Source organism: Exiguobacterium sp. s152 (genome assembly GCF_018618335.1).
In the GTDB taxonomy this organism is placed as follows: Bacteria; Bacillota; Bacilli; order Exiguobacteriales; family Exiguobacteriaceae; genus Exiguobacterium; species Exiguobacterium chiriqhucha.
On the sequence record NZ_JACSLX010000002.1, the window covers coordinates 112,850 to 127,508 of the forward strand.

General features: G+C 55.6%; 12 protein-coding genes. 1 reads left to right on the plus strand and 11 read right to left on the minus strand.

From position 1 onward, the window contains the following. Positions 1–10: 10 nt before the first annotated feature. From priA to gmk, 4 genes are read right to left on the minus strand one after another with little or no spacing between them, the layout of a single operon-like run. Complete coding sequence (gene priA / locus KNP72_RS04605; protein ID WP_214832337.1) at positions 11–2,335, minus strand: primosomal protein N'; 2,325 nt, start codon at positions 2,333–2,335, stop codon at positions 11–13. Then, positions 2,332–3,522 carry a bifunctional phosphopantothenoylcysteine decarboxylase/phosphopantothenate--cysteine ligase CoaBC gene (coaBC, locus tag KNP72_RS04610; RefSeq protein ID WP_214832338.1) on the minus strand — a complete coding sequence of 397 codons (1,191 nt, stop codon included), beginning with the start codon at positions 3,520–3,522 and terminating at the stop codon, positions 2,332–2,334. The genes priA and coaBC overlap by 4 nt, the downstream gene beginning before the upstream one ends. Before the next feature lie 59 nt (positions 3,523–3,581). Next, positions 3,582–3,791, minus strand: a complete 210-nt coding sequence (rpoZ, locus tag KNP72_RS04615; protein WP_214719464.1) for a DNA-directed RNA polymerase subunit omega — start codon at positions 3,789–3,791, stop codon at positions 3,582–3,584. Next, the gene (gmk, locus tag KNP72_RS04620) at positions 3,791–4,438 is read right to left on the minus strand and encodes a guanylate kinase (protein WP_029595720.1); all 648 of its coding nucleotides are present in this window, start codon (positions 4,436–4,438) and stop codon (positions 3,791–3,793) included. The genes rpoZ and gmk overlap by 1 nt, the downstream gene beginning before the upstream one ends. 131 nt (positions 4,439–4,569) lie before the next feature. On the opposite strand from gmk, the gene KNP72_RS04625 reads away from it, so the two are divergent. Then, complete coding sequence (locus KNP72_RS04625) at positions 4,570–6,258, plus strand: Rqc2 family fibronectin-binding protein (RefSeq protein WP_214719465.1); 1,689 nt, start codon at positions 4,570–4,572, stop codon at positions 6,256–6,258. 401 nt (positions 6,259–6,659) lie between these two features. Here the strand turns inward: KNP72_RS04625 and KNP72_RS04630 are convergent, their stop codons facing one another. The 7 genes from KNP72_RS04630 to carB form a co-directional block, all read right to left on the minus strand. Continuing rightward, positions 6,660–7,592 (minus strand): FUSC family protein, encoded by a 933-nt coding sequence (locus KNP72_RS04630; protein ID WP_251128881.1) that lies wholly within the window; start codon positions 7,590–7,592, stop codon positions 6,660–6,662. After that, positions 7,592–8,407 carry a hypothetical protein gene (locus tag KNP72_RS04635; protein WP_251128882.1) on the minus strand — a complete coding sequence of 272 codons (816 nt, stop codon included), beginning with the start codon at positions 8,405–8,407 and terminating at the stop codon, positions 7,592–7,594. The genes KNP72_RS04630 and KNP72_RS04635 overlap by 1 nt, the downstream gene beginning before the upstream one ends. 116 nt (positions 8,408–8,523) lie before the next feature. Next, the gene (gene pyrE, locus KNP72_RS04640) at positions 8,524–9,153 is read right to left on the minus strand and encodes an orotate phosphoribosyltransferase (RefSeq protein ID WP_131471147.1); all 630 of its coding nucleotides are present in this window, start codon (positions 9,151–9,153) and stop codon (positions 8,524–8,526) included. Continuing rightward, a complete protein-coding gene (gene pyrF, locus KNP72_RS04645; RefSeq protein ID WP_214832340.1) occupies positions 9,137–9,841 on the minus strand; it encodes an orotidine-5'-phosphate decarboxylase in 705 nt (234 codons plus the stop codon). Before pyrF ends, pyrE begins: the two co-directional genes overlap by 17 nt. Further along, positions 9,816–10,742, minus strand: a complete 927-nt coding sequence (locus tag KNP72_RS04650) for a dihydroorotate dehydrogenase (RefSeq protein WP_214719470.1) — start codon at positions 10,740–10,742, stop codon at positions 9,816–9,818. The genes pyrF and KNP72_RS04650 overlap by 26 nt, the downstream gene beginning before the upstream one ends. Continuing rightward, positions 10,739–11,458 carry a dihydroorotate dehydrogenase electron transfer subunit gene (locus tag KNP72_RS04655; protein WP_214832341.1) on the minus strand — a complete coding sequence of 240 codons (720 nt, stop codon included), beginning with the start codon at positions 11,456–11,458 and terminating at the stop codon, positions 10,739–10,741. Before KNP72_RS04655 ends, KNP72_RS04650 begins: the two co-directional genes overlap by 4 nt. Next, entirely contained in the window at positions 11,455–14,658 is a 3,204-nt protein-coding gene (gene carB, locus KNP72_RS04660) for a carbamoyl-phosphate synthase large subunit (RefSeq protein ID WP_214832343.1), read from the minus strand. The genes KNP72_RS04655 and carB overlap by 4 nt, the downstream gene beginning before the upstream one ends. Position 14,659 lies beyond the last annotated feature (1 nt).

Sequence of the window (14,659 nt, forward strand, 5' to 3'; positions counted from 1 at the left end):
TGGTTCCACCTCACATGAATACGTATGGGTTTACGTCGATACTCAATTGATATTCTTTTTTGCTGATCGCCTTCGCCCGTGCCTGTTGCAACGCGGCGAGGACCGGATATAACGCTTCTGGATGTTTCGTCTTGATGAACAGTTGATAGCGGAACATATTTTTTAACTTCGATAGCGGAGCCGGCATCGGGCCGTTCAACCGCGACTGGGCCACGTGCGCCTCGACGAAATCGGCGGCGAACAGCTCGGCCTCGGCTTGGGCGACGAGCGGACTTTCCGCCGCGAACGTGACGAGCGTGACGTACCAATACGGGGGATGGTTGCCGACTTGGCGCAGTTGCATCTCCCGGGCGTAAAACGATTCATAATCGTGTTCGCTCGCCGTCTCGATGACATAATGGTCCGGGTTGTACGTCTGGACGTACGCCTCACCCGGCAGACTGCCGCGCCCGGCCCGACCGGCGACTTGGGTGACGAGTTGGAACGTGCGCTCGGTCGCCCGGAAATCAGGCATGCCGAGCGTCGCATCCGCCGCGAGCACGCCGACGAGCGTGACGTTCGGGAAATCGAGCCCTTTGGCAATCATCTGGGTGCCGAGCAAAATGTCGGCCTCCCCATCCTCGAAGCGTTTCAACAGTTGTTCATGCGACCCTTTTCGTGACGTCGTATCTTGGTCCATCCGGATGATGCGCGCCTCAGGGATACGATTCAACAGCTCGGTCTCGATTTTTTGCGTGCCGGTGCCGAACTGTTTGATTTTCTTGCTGTCACACGTCGGGCACTTCGACGGCATACCGATCTCATAGCCGCAGTAGTGGCATTTGAGCCGGTCGCCGTGTTGGTGATACGTCAAGTTGACGGCGCAGTGCGGACAGGTAAGCCCTTCCCCACAGTCACGACACATGACGAACGTCGTGAAACCACGACGGTTGAGCAAAATAACGCACTGTTCTTTTTTCGCGATGCGGTCGTTGATAGCGACAAATAAATCTTCTGAAAACATCGTCGTGTTGCCTTTGGCGAGCTCACGCCGCATGTCAATAATATGGACCGGCGGCATGTCGCCGCCATACCGTTCGCTGAGTTGTAAATAGCGATAGACCCCTTTTTGGGCGCGGGCGTAAGACTCGAGTGACGGGGTCGCACTACCAAGGACGACCGGGCACTCGTGGTACTCGGCCCGCCAAATCGCGACGTCACGCGCGTGATAGCGCGGATTCTCTTCTTGCTTGTACGTCGTCTCATGCTCTTCGTCCAAGATGATGAGACCGATGTTTTCGAGCGGTGCGAAAATCGCCGAGCGTGCCCCGACGACGACATCAACTTCACGTCGTTTGATTTTGCGCCACTCGTCATATTTCTCTCCTTGTGACAAGGCGCTATGGAGCACGGCGACCCGGTCTCCGAAGCGACGTTTGAATCGTTTGACCATCATCGGCGTGAGCGAGATTTCCGGAACGAGCAAAATCGCCTGCTTGCCGTCATCGACGACTTGACCGATCGCTTCTAAATAGACCTCGGTCTTCCCACTGCCGGTGACACCGTGCAAGAGTAACGTCTCCCCGGCTTCCGCATCGCGGATGGCATGGACGGCCGTGGCTTGACTTTCATTCAGTTCGACCGTCTCGATGACCTGTTCAATCGTGGCGTACGGGTCGCGGTTCAGTTCGACCTCGGTCACTTTGACGGCACGGAGCGACTCCATCTTTTGCAGTTGTGCGCGCGATAACCCGATTTGACGTAACGAGGACCAGTACATCCGCGGGACTTCCTTTAGCAACTGAATCGCTTCTTGTTGTTTCTTCGCCCGGGCCGGGATGAGCGTCGCATCGATGAGCTCGATGACGAGGTCCGTCTTCACCGTCCGTTTCTCTTTTAACACCGGCGCGAGCAAGATGTCCCCTTTTTTGGCGAGCGCCAAGATGATGGACTGCGTCTCTTTCGGATACTCCGAAAGATGGGTACCGGCTCGAACGCCGTCCGGGAGCGTCTCGCCTTTAATCTCTTTGTCGTAACTCACTTTCAGCGCTGCCGGCAACATGGCGAGGAGTGCCGACGACCGGAAACAGAGCGTCGTCTCTTTCACATGGGTCGATAAGTCGAGCAACTCGTCCGTCAGTGATGATTCTTCATCTAATAGGGCTTCGAGCGGTTTCAACCCTTCGCGCGTCCCTTCTGAGACACCGGTGACGATTCCAAGCAGGCGTCGTGAGCCGAACGGGACCGAGACACGCATGCCCGGTTCGATTAACGTCTCGAACTGGGGCGGCACTTCATAATCGAACGGACGGTCGATTGTGATGACGGGCGCATCGACATGGACGTGGGCGATCATCGCAAATCTTCCTTAAAATGTGTGAGCAATTCGACAGCGAGTTCACGTTTGCTCTGTCGCGGTAAGCGGACGTGAGCCCCGTCCGCCCGAAACAACGTGACTTCGTTGTCATCGGCGCGGAAGCCGATATCTGGCTGGGACACATCGTTGGCGACAAGATAATCAACCCGTTTACGGGCGATTTTATCGCGGGCGTGTTGCTCGAGATTCTCCGTCTCTGCCGCAAAACCGACGAGGAGCTGATGCGTCTTCTTCTCCCCGAGCGTCTTCAAGATATCGGTCGTCTCTTCGAGTTCGATCGTCAACGGGCCGTGCACTTTTTTATGTTTCTCGCTATGGACCGTCTTCGGGCGATAGTCGGCGACGGCGGCCGATTTGATGACGAGGTCTTGGTCATCGAAACGCGCGAGCACCGTCTCGAGCATATCCGTGCCTGATTCGACGGCGATGGCGGTCACGCCGTCCGGTACGGGTACTTGCAGCGGTCCGTGGACGAGCGTGACGTGTGCGCCCATATCGCGGGCAGCCGCGGCGAGCGCGACGCCCATCTTGCCTGATGAGTCATTCGATAAAAAGCGGACCGGGTCGATGCGTTCGACCGTCGGACCGGCCGTGATTAGCACGCGTTTCCCGAGCAGATGTTTCGGGATGAACTGGCTCTCGACGATACGGACGAGGTCTTCCGGTTCCGGAAGGCGTCCGCCACCGATCCACCCGCACGCGAGATTGCCGACGCCCGGTTCGATGATTTGATAGCCGAACGTTTTGAGCGTCTCGATATTGCGGCGCGTGGCCGGATGTTCGAGCATATTGACGTTCATCGCCGGTGAGACGATGACGGGGCATTTGGCCGCTAAAATCGAGGTCGTGATGAAGTCATCGGCAATACCGGCTGCGAGTTTCGCAATCATGTTCGCCGTGGCGGGTGCAACGACAATCAAATCACTCGTATCGACGACGTCGATGTGGGCGATTTTGGTCGGATCGTGTTCCTCGAACACGTCGGTGTATACCGGATTTCGGCTGAGCGCCTGAAACGTCGCTTTGCCGACGAATTCTTCGGCTGACGCGGTCATCGCCACTCGAACGTTCGCACCGGCCTGGACGAGTTTCGACGTGAGCGCGCACGCCTTATACGCCGCGATACCGCCGCTCACACAAAGCAAGATATTCCGATCGTTCAACATTCACAATTCTCCCCCTTATAGACAATGAGACCCAAGTCGCATCCGACTTGGGTCACAATTCATCCGTTGTTTTTTTCGTTCGCGATGATTGTCGTGTCACCCGAATACAATTCTTCTAGCGCTTGACCGACCGGCTTATACGATTTTGGCGCGGCGATTTTTGTTGCTTTTCCGTCCTGAATTTGGCGGGCCCGCTTCGCGGCCACCGTGACGATTGTGTATTTCGACGGGATGATACGTTGTAAGGCATCAATCGAAGGGTATAACATTAAATGACCTCCATCATGGCTTTTTTATAGAGAGACGCGACACGTTCACGTTTACAATGTTCGGCCGTCACGATCGCTTTGATACGATCGATCGCTTTATCCACTTCATCATTCGTAACGACGTAATCGTATGCATCCATCAATTCAATTTCTTCCCGGGCGACGAGCAAGCGTTGCTTGATCACGTCTTCCGATTCCGTGCCTCGACCGACTAAGCGGTTACGTAGTTCTTGCAGGCTTGGCGGAGCCAAGAATAAAAAGACCGCTTCCGGGAAACGCTCTTTCACTTGGAAAGCGCCCTGGACTTCAATCTCGAGGATGACGTCCTTCCCGCTTTCGAGTGTCTCACGAACCCATTCAACCGGTGTCCCATAATAGTTGCCGACAAATTCAGCGTGCTCGAGCAATTGTTTATGCTCGATCATGTGTTCAAATTGTTCTCTCGTCTTAAAGAAGTAGTGTACGCCTTCCACTTCTCCTTCGCGCGGTTTGCGGGTCGTCGCCGAGACCGAATATTGAAGGTTGTTGTCCTTCTCTTCACGGAGTACTCGACAAACGGTACCTTTCCCGACGCCGCTCGGGCCAGACAAGACGATTAATAATCCTCGTTCTTTAAAATTCACTGCAAGACCTCCATCTTCTAACATCACATTTAATTATAATAGCAGTCAATCAATTGTTCCGGCAAGAAGAAGTTCGGATTTCCTACTTCATCGTACCATATTTTCCGTGAATCTGATAACGTAGAGACAGAAAAAGAACAAAGGTGATGAGACTAGTGGCATATGATGGATTAATGACATATCGTGTTGTAACAGAATTACAAGCGCTCGTCGGTGGGCGCATCAATCGCGTGCACCAACCGTATTCGCTCGATTTGATGATTCAAGTCCGCTCGAACCGCCAAAGCGTCCAATTGCTCGTTTCGGCGAATGCGATGTACGCGCGGCTCCAACTGACTGATAACCCGACCAAGAACCCGCAAGAACCGCCAATGTTTTGTATGATGCTCCGAAAACACATCGAAGGTGGCTTCATCACGGCAATCGAACAAGTCGGACGTGACCGTGTCATCGTCCTGTCAATCCGTTCACGAAACGAGCTCGGCGACGAAGAGAATAAGAAAGTGTATATCGAACTGATGGGACGCCACTCGAACGTCGTCTTGACGAACGAGGATGGCAAGATTTTAGACGCCATCAAACATCTCCCGCCGTCACAGAACACGTACCGGACGATCATGCCGGGCAGCGAGTACTTATTGCCACCGGCCCAAGACAAGTGTGATCCGTTGACGGAGCGTGAAGCCGGCTTGAAACGAATCGACTGGAATGCCGGCTCGCTCGACAAGCAGCTCGTGGCCAGTTTCGCTGGGCTCAGCCCGCAAATCGCCCAAGAAATCGTCCACCGAGCCAAACTCCCGAACCGGGCCAGCATCGAGGAGTCGTTCGTCAGCGTGATGAGCGACCTCGAAGGCCCTTACGTCTTCCAACAGCTCGCGTCGGGCAAAGAGCGCTTTAGTCCGATCGTGCTTACGTCCGGTGAGATTGCCTCTGAAGAGCGCTATGAGACGAGCAAAGACGTGCTCGACCGTTTCTTCTATGAGAAAGCGAACCGCGACCGCGTCAAACAACAAGCCCACGACGTCGAGCGTCTGCTCAAGTCCGAGCTTGAGAAAAACCTGTTGAAGCGCAAGCGACTGCTTGACGATTTGAAGGCGACGGAACGGTCCGACGAGCTTCAAAAATACGGGGAGCTGTTGACGACGTACTTGTTCCAGCTCGAGAAAGGCATGACCGTCGCCCACGTCGTCGATTATTATGACGAGGAAGGCGGCATGATCGACATCCCGCTCAACAAGCTGAAAACACCGAACGAGAACGCACAAGCGTACTACAAGAAATACAACAAGTTGAAAGTCGCCAAAGTCGAAGTGCAGAAACAAATCGAATTGAACGACGCCGAGATTGAGTATTTAGAGACGCTCGTCGCCCAGCTCGACGTCGCCTCACCGGCCGATATCGTCGAGATTCGAGAAGAGTTGGCCGAAGGCGGCTACATGAAACAACGGAATCAAAAGAAGAAACAGACGAAGAAAATTTCGCTCGAAGCGTATACGTCGTCGACGGGGACAGAGTTCTTCGTCGGGAAGAACAATACGCAAAACGATCATTTGACGTTCAAGTTCGCCCGTCGCGACGAGATTTGGCTCCATGTGAAAGACATACCCGGATCCCACGTCATCATCCGTTCGAGCGAACCCGATGAGACGACGTTGCTCGAGGCGGCGACGGTCGCCGCTTATTTCTCGAAGGCCCGTGCCTCGAGCGGTGTGCCGGTCGATTACACGAAAGCACGTTACGTGAAAAAGCCGAGCGGTGCCAAGCCTGGATTCGTCATCTATACGGATCAACAGACGGTGTACGTCACGCCGGATGAGCGGCTCGTCAAATCACTCCAGCAATGAGTTCTGGCCACGTCACATGACGTGGCTTTTTCTTGTTAGCCCATGGTCACTCGTCCTCTCGGCGCCTACGCTTTCCGCAGGCAACCCCGGAGCCGCATCGCGACTCAATGTCGTTGCTAGGTCTCCGTTGGGTTGCTTTCCTGCAGGAGTCGGGACGCCGGCGGACGAACGAAAGGATTGGTACACGTCTGATCGATAGGCGAGCAGACACATGCCAAGGCCGGCACCCGAACTCCTTGGGGATAGCGATGCAAGGATGACCCCGTAAAGTGCGGCACGCACTGCGGAGATATCCGCATCGCCCCAGAAACGGAGGGTGTCGCCAAAGGCATGTGTAAATATGACATCTCCACTTACATTGACAACAAATAAAGGCCCCGTCGCTAAAACGAGGCCTTCGTTTATTTCGGATTATGTTTGAACGCTTCGAGCTGTTCATGATAGTCGAGCAAATGCCCGTGTAAGATTTCAGAAACGGATAAATCCTCATGCGGCAACGTGAACAGCGCATGCGGCTTGTCACACGTATAAAGGATATCGTGGTGATGCGCGAGCAGGTATAAAAACTCGGATTCGAACGCCCGGCGCTCTTCCTCGTCCATAATCAACAGCGCCTCCCGGTGTTCAGCGAGACTCTCGAGCAACAAGACGAGCTTATCCTCGAGATGAATCAACAACCGGTATTGCTTCATCGTCAAATGCTTCAATTTCACGTTCGTCACTTTCATATCCTCTTGTAGCATCATGTGCAGCTCCTGATGGCCGAGGATGCGGGCCCGCGTCTCGAGCAACTCGGACGGCGAGCCGATGAGCTCGCGCCAGTGCTGGAACATGTACGCCGACGTCTTCCGAATCTCACTGAGCAACCGCTCCTCGTAACGAGGCGGCATGAACGCATAGTTGACACCGAGCGAGACGAAGACCCCGACGGCCGTCAATAATGAACGGGTCCACGCATAGTGGAAGAAGTCGGTCGTCGGATTCTCGAGCATGAGCACGATTGCGAACGCGGCATACGTCGACATGTGTGTCTTATCGAACGTCGTGTTGAGCGTGAGCGCGACGATGACGGCGAGTCCGATTGAAATCGGGTTGACCCCGAACGCATAGACGATCAAGAGACCGCACATGAGCCCGACCATCGTTCCGAAGATGCGGCTGAAGACGATTTTCGATGACCGCTTCACGGTCGGTTGCATCGCGACGACGGCCGCGATGGCCCCCATGCCAGAATAGATGCCGAATACGTACCAGGACAAAGCGATGGTGATGGCGACGGCGATGCCGGTCTTCAAAGTTCGAAGTCCGACTTTTGGGATGTAACGTTTGTTCATCATTTAAGCTCGACCTTTCCTGTCTCGGAAATGAGTTCGATGTTTGGTCGGTTCGAGTTCGACAGATGGTATACGCCGCCCCCGATTTCATTGAACCGTTCCGACGCCGTCACGTTGCCTGTGGTCGTGACGTTCACTTGTCCGGTCGCATTACGCGGCGCGTACGCGAGCGTCCCCGCCTCCGTCTGAATCGTCATGCTTTGATTGACGACGATGTCGCTCACGGTCGCGTTCCGATACGAACGGATATCTCCCGTGACGACACGGACGGTTTCGAGTGTCATATCACTCCGTGTTTCGACACGAAGCCGATCACTTTCGAGTTTTTTTACATTAACGGCGTTCGCCTCCAAGACGATTGTCTTGGCAATCAATCCTTGGCCGGTCACTTGCTCGGCCTCGACTTCGATCGATGTCATCGAGCTCGGCAAGGCGACTCGGATTTTATAACGAGACGGTTCATCGCTCGCTCGACTGCCAAATTGACTGAATTGTCCGTATCGTTCGACGACCGAAATCGTATCGCCAACCGATTTGACTTTGATGCGACGCTCTTTCGAGTTCGTCTGTAACACATCAATGTGGACCTTCTCATTCGTACTTCGAACGAACTCGACATTTCCGTGCGCCGTCTCGAGCCGAAGTTTCTTCATTTGATAGCGGTCCTCGTACGTGTCCCCAAGTGCCAACACGTGACTGAATATGAATAAATTCAAGAAGAAAATGAGGGGCAAAACGGTGAGGACGAGTCCGAACGCAAGTTTACGATGTTTCGGGATCTCTTGAAAACGGACTTTCAAGGATTTTCCCTTCATTCTAGAATACGCCATACACATCTCCTTTGTTGACTGCTTTCCCTATTCTAACATGTTCAGTATGCCATGTACCGAATAGAAAAAGAATCCGCCCGGAGGTGGATTCTCGTTACAGATTATGAAGATAAGACACGTTCGCTCCAACCTGTCGGATCGTTTCGCCAGTCACGTAAGGAAGCATATTCTTCTTTACTGATGATTCGCTTCTTGACGGCAACGTCGAGCAAATCCGAAAGTGTAATCAGTGCATGCGCCGTGAAGCCGGAGTCTAACAGATTGATGGCGAGGCGGCTCAGACTGTAGGAGAAAATCGCTTGAATCTTGACGACTTCCCCGCCGGCTTCCTGAATCGCTTTGGCGGCCTCGATGCTCGACGAGCCGGTCGACAACAAGTCTTCAATCACGACGACACGAGCCCCCGGTTCAAACCGGCCCTCGATTTGATTCCCTTTCCCATGTCCTTTCGCACTCGAACGGACGTAGACGAGCGGCAACCCGAGCCGGTCGGCGACAAGCGTCGCATGGGGAATTCCCGCTGTCGCTGTCCCGGCGATGACGTCGACATCGAGCGGACGGATCACCTCAACGAGCGCGTCGATGATGAGGTTGCGGACGTCAGGATAGCTGAGCGTCAAGCGATTGTCACAATAAATCGGACTCTTCATCCCGCTCGACCACGTATACGGATTTTCTGGTGATAGGGTCACGGCCTCGATTTGTAATAAAGCTTCAGCGATTTGTCTCATAAGTTCGACTCCATTCTTGTAAGTAGTATGCATAGGCAGCGTTCGGGTCTTCAGCCCGGGTGATGGGTCGGCCGACGACGATGGCCGACACACCGGCGTCACGAGCCGCTTTCGGCGTGGCGATCCGGACTTGGTCGTCCGCTGTCTCGTTCATGCGGATACCGGGCGTCACGGTCAAAAATGACGAGCCGAGCGCTTGGCGAATCGAGTGGGCCTCATGCACGGACGCGACGACTCCGTCGAGCCCGGCCCGGCCGGCCATGGAAGCCTGGCGAAGGACGGCCTGTTCCAATCCTCCTTCGATGTGTAGCTCTTCGGCGAGCATTTGTTCATCGGTCGACGTCAACTGGGTGACCCCAATCAATTTCGTCGTATCAGTCACCTCACGTAAGCCGTCCAAGGCGTAACGCATCATCGTCTCGCCGCCGAACGTATGGACGTTCGTCAACTCGACGCCGAGGCGGCCGATTTGACGGAGCGTCCGCCGTGCCGTCTCCGGGATGTCATGAACTTTGACGTCTAAGAAGACCGGGTACCCGCTGTCGACGAGTTGCTCGACAAAGCGGCCCCCTTCCCGATAGAACAGTTCCATCCCGACTTTGACGGCCGGTTTTTGTTCGATTCGTTCCAATAATCGGAACGCGTCGGCGCCCGTTTCGACATCAAGCGCGAGATACAGTCTGTTCATAAGCTTTCCCCCTGATGTCTAAAATATGATCAATCCCAAGTTCGTCGAGTCGTCCTGGTAACGCTTCGATGATTTCCTGACAGACGTAAGGATTTTCAAAATTGGCCGTTCCGACCGCGACTGCCGAAGCACCCGCATAAATGAACTCCAAGACGTCGTCGACCGTCCGCACGCCGCCCATCCCGATAATCGGGATATCGACGGCCTGGGCGACCTCATAGACCATCCGAATGGCGACCGGTTTGATGGCCGGTCCAGACAAACCACCGATGCGATTGGCGAGAATCGGCTGCCCGGTCGTGACGTCGATGCGCATCCCGACGAGCGTGTTAATCATCGTGATGCCATCGGCCCCGGCCGCTTCGACCGCTTTCGCCATCGCTGTGATTGACGTGACGTTCGGTGACAGTTTGACGTATACCGGTTTTGTTGACGCCGCTTTGACGAGTCGGGTCAATTCCGCCGCCATGTCGGGATCGGTCCCAAATTGCATCCCGCCGCACTTCACGTTCGGGCACGAGATGTTCAGTTCGAGCGCCTTGATGGTCGGGTCGGCACTGAGCTCTCGCGCGACACGAATGTACTCTTCGGGCGTCGAGCCGGCCACATTGGCGATAATCTCGGTATCGAACGCGGACAAGAACGGTAGTTTGTGTTCGATGATGGCGTCGACACCCGGGTTTTGAAGGCCGATGGCGTTCAACATGCCTTGTGCCGTCTCGGCGACCCGCGGCGTCCCGTTGCCGAATCGCGACTCGCCTGTCGCCGCCTTAATCATGATTCCGCCTAACATCGATAAGTCATAGAGTTTGGCGAACTCTTCCCCGAATCCGAAACAGCCTGATGCTGGCATAATCGGATTCTTTAACTGTAAGCCTGGCAAATCGACGTGAAGTCTCATAGCGTCACCTCTTCTGCCCGAAATACCGGTCCGTCACTGCACACTTTGACGTAACCGCTTGGCGCTTCGCACACGCAAGCGAAACAAGCGCCGATGCCACACCCCATCCGATTCTCAATCGAGATATAGCGCTCTTCGATGTGTGACGCGGCGACCGCTTTCAGCATCGGTTCCGGCCCGCAGCTGAATAAGACATCGGCGTCGACCCGCGCAAGCGGACCTGTCACAAATCCCATTTCTCCATACGTTCCATCGACCGTCGTGATGATCGTCTCCCCAAGTTCACGGAACGCGTCTTCATAAAAAATGCTCGTTTTCGTATCAAACCCGAGAATTGCTACCGTCTCGATGCCACGGGCGGCGAGCAGGCGCCGCGTGTAGTAGAGCGGCGGCACCCCGATGCCCCCACCGACGAGCACGACCCGTTTACCCGTCTGTTCGAGCGGGAAACCGTTGCCGAGCGGTCCGAGGACGTCTAAGACGTCTCCCGTCCGACGCGCGGCCAAATCTGCCGTCCCACTGCCGATCACTTTATACAGGAACGTGACGACGTTGTCTTCGACGTTCGCGACCGAGAGCGGCCGGCGCAACAGCTCTGACGTCTTCATATGGAAGAACGTGCCCGGCGCAACGGCCTGCGGTGCGATCTCGATTTTCATCTCCATCGTCGCCGTCGCAATCAATCGGTTCGATAAAATGGTCGCGAGTTGTCTCATACGGTCACCCCGAATGTCGTGAAGGCCGGTAAACTCGTCGTTTGGAACGACAGGCTCTCGATGACTTGGAGCAGCGCCTCGACCGTGTCGAGCGACGTCAGGCAGAGCACCCCTTGCTCGGCCGCGGCCCGACGGATGATGAACCCGTCTTTCGTCGCAAGGGCGTCACGCGTCGTCGTGTTCAAGACGATATCGACTTCCCCTCGTTCGATGACGCTCAGCATCGTCTCTCCGGCCTCATTGATTTTCCCGACCGGGTGGACCGGCAAGCCATTTGTCGAGAGCGCATGCGCCGTGCCAGACGTGGCCATCAGGCGGAATCCGAGTCGGTTGAAACGGCGGGCGATGTCGAGCGCCTCTTCCTTGTCTTGGTCGGCGACCGTCAACAGGACGTTCCCTTTCAAGGCGATCGTCATGCCGGCGGCGACGAGTCCTTTATATAACGCCTTTTCGAGCGTGCGGTCTGTCGCCATGACTTCACCGGTCGATTTCATCTCCGGCCCAAGTGATGGGTCGACTTCTTTCAGTTTCGCGAAACTGAATACAGGGACTTTGACCGAAATCGCGTCCGCTTCCGGATGCAAGCCGGTCCCTAACCCGAGGTCTTTCAAACTCGTTCCGAGAATCGTCTGCGTGGCGATGCGTGCAACCGGAAGGCCCGTCACTTTCGAGATGAACGGGACGGTCCGGCTCGCCCGCGGGTTGACCTCGATGACGTATAAGTCGTCCGCGTAGACGAACTGGATATTGAGCAATCCTTTGATCCGGAACGCTTTGGCGAGTTTAATCGTGTAATCGACGACTTTCTGTTTTAACGCTTCGCTCAACCGCTGCGGCGGGTACACGGCAATCGAGTCGCCCGAGTGGACCCCGGCCCGTTCGATATGTTCCATGATGCCCGGGATGTAGACGTCCGTCCCGTCACAAATGGCGTCGACTTCAATCTCGATGCCCGTCAAGTAGCGGTCGATCAGGACGGGACGGTCTTTCGAGGCGACGACGGCGTGGCGCATATACCGCTCGAGCTCCGAGCGCTCATAAACGATTTCCATCGCCCGGCCGCCGAGGACGTATGATGGGCGGACGAGTACCGGATAGCCAAGCATGTCGGCACACGCGACGGCCTCTTCTACCGTGACCGCCGTCTTGCCTGGAGGCTGGGCGAGCTTTTCGGCCGAGAGCGTCGCTTCGAACGCTTTCCGGTCTTCGGCGCGGTCGATGTCTTCAAGCGATGTCCCTAAAATCTGGACCCCTTCTGCTTCGAGCGAGGCTGCCAAGTTGATGGCCGTCTGGCCACCGAACTGGACGATGACGCCGAGTGGCTGTTCGTTGCGGATGACCTCGAGTACGTCCTCGGTCGTAAGCGGTTCGAAGTAGAGTCGGTCCGAGATTGAGAAGTCGGTCGACACCGTCTCCGGGTTGTTGTTAATGATGATCGCTTCATAACCTGCGTCACGAATCGTCTGAATCGAGTGGACGGTCGCGTAGTCGAACTCGACACCTTGACCGATGCGGATCGGGCCCGAACCGAGGACGAGAATCGACGGCTTGTCCGTCTTCACGGCCTCGTTCTCAACTTCGTACGTCCCGTAAAAGTATGGTGTCTCCGAGGCGAACTCAGCCGCACACGTGTCGACCATCTTGTACACCGGACGGATGCCCCAGTCGTTCCGAAGCGTCGTCACCGTCTCCACATTCTCGTTTACGATGCGGGCGATCATCTTATCGCTGAACCCGAGACGCTTCGTTTCGACGAGCCGTTCTTTCGTGAGCGGCTCAAGCCGGAGCGTCTCTTCATGTTGCCAAATCCGTGCGAGTTTCGATAAGAAGAAACGGTCGATTTTGGTCAGCTCATGCAACTGTTCCGTCGAATAACCGCGACGGAGTGCCTCATAAAGCATCCAGAGTCGCTCATCCGTCGGCGTCGTCAACTCGCGATTGAGCTCATCCGTCGTCAATTGTGCGAGCCGCGGTACGGCCAAGTCTTCTGTCCCGAGTTCAAGCGAACGGACAGCCTTAAGGAGCGCTTCCTCCAAGTTGCGGCCGATCGCCATCACTTCCCCGGTCGCTTTCATCTGGGTGCCGAGCCGGCGGTCAGCCGTCTCGAACTTATCGAAGGCGAAGCGCGGAATCTTAGCGACGACATAGTCGAGCGCCGGTTCGAACGAGGCGTAACTCGTCTCCGTCACCGGGTTCTTCAATTCTGACAACTTGTATCCGACCGCTACTTTCGCAGCCAACTTGGCGATCGGGTATCCCGTCGCTTTCGAGGCGAGCGCCGAACTGCGGGAGACACGTGGGTTGACCTCGATGACGTAGTACGTGAAGCTGTCCGGGTCAAGGGCGAACTGGATGTTGCATCCCCCTTCGATGCCGAGAGCGCGGATGATATCGAGTGAGACGCTGCGGAGCATCTGATAGTCGCGGTCCGACAGTGTCTGCGTCGGAGCGAAGACGATCGAGTCGCCCGTATGGACCCCGACCGGATCAAAGTTTTCCATCGCACAGACGATGATGGCCTGGTCGCTCGAATCGCGCATCACTTCATACTCGACTTCTTTCATGCCGGCAATCGATTTCTCGAGCAACACTTGTGTCACTGGACTCGCTTTCAGTCCTGATTCGACGAACTGTTCGAATTCATTCCGGTCATGGGCAATCCCGCCACCGGTTCCTCCGAGCGTGTACGCCGGACGGATGATAATCGGATAGCCGATCCGGTCGGCAAAGCCCCAAGCCGACTCGAGCGACTGCACGATTTCGCTTTCCGGGACCCCGTGGCCGAGCTTATACATGAGGTCGCGGAACTGTTCCCGGTCCTCAGCTTGTTCGATGGCCGATAATTTTGTCCCGAGCAATTCGACGCCGCAATCTTCAAGCACACCGCGACGATCGAGTTCCATCGCCAAGTTGAGGCCGGTCTGGCCGCCGAGTGTGGCCAGGAGCGCGTCCGGTCGCTCTTGACGGATAATCCGTTCGACGAACTCCGGTTCGAGCGGTTCGATATAGACACGGTCCGCCGTCGTCGGGTCCGTCATGATTGTCGCCGGGTTCGAGTTGACGAGGATGACTTCATATCCTTCTTCTTTCAAGGCAAGACACGCCTGGGTACCAGCATAGTCAAATTCTGCCGCCTGTCCGATGACGATTGGGCCGGATCCGATTACAAGGATTTTCTGAATATCTGGTCGTTTTGGCATG

Bases quoted from the DNA above. Each gene is read 5' to 3' on its own strand.
- coaBC (WP_214832338.1), bottom strand. From the start codon at position 3,522: ATGTTGAACGATCGGAATATCTTGCTTTGTGTGAGCGGCGGTATCGCG.
- pyrF (WP_214832340.1), bottom strand. From the start codon at position 9,841: ATGAACAGACTGTATCTCGCGCTTGATGTCGAAACGGGCGCCGACGCG.
- carB (WP_214832343.1), bottom strand. From the start codon at position 14,658: ATGCCAAAACGACCAGATATTCAGAAAATCCTTGTAATCGGATCCGGC.
- KNP72_RS04655 (WP_214832341.1), bottom strand. From the start codon at position 11,458: ATGAGACAACTCGCGACCATTTTATCGAACCGATTGATTGCGACGGCG.
- KNP72_RS04630 (WP_251128881.1), bottom strand. From the start codon at position 7,592: ATGAACAAACGTTACATCCCAAAAGTCGGACTTCGAACTTTGAAGACC.
- priA (WP_214832337.1), bottom strand. From the start codon at position 2,335: ATGATCGCCCACGTCCATGTCGATGCGCCCGTCATCACAATCGACCGT.
- KNP72_RS04635 (WP_251128882.1), bottom strand. From the start codon at position 8,407: ATGAAGGGAAAATCCTTGAAAGTCCGTTTTCAAGAGATCCCGAAACAT.
- pyrE (WP_131471147.1), bottom strand. From the start codon at position 9,153: ATGAGACAAATCGCTGAAGCTTTATTACAAATCGAGGCCGTGACCCTA.
- gmk (WP_029595720.1), bottom strand. From the start codon at position 4,438: ATGTTAGAAGATGGAGGTCTTGCAGTGAATTTTAAAGAACGAGGATTA.
- KNP72_RS04650 (WP_214719470.1), bottom strand. From the start codon at position 10,742: ATGAGACTTCACGTCGATTTGCCAGGCTTACAGTTAAAGAATCCGATT.
- rpoZ (WP_214719464.1), bottom strand. From the start codon at position 3,791: ATGTTATACCCTTCGATTGATGCCTTACAACGTATCATCCCGTCGAAA.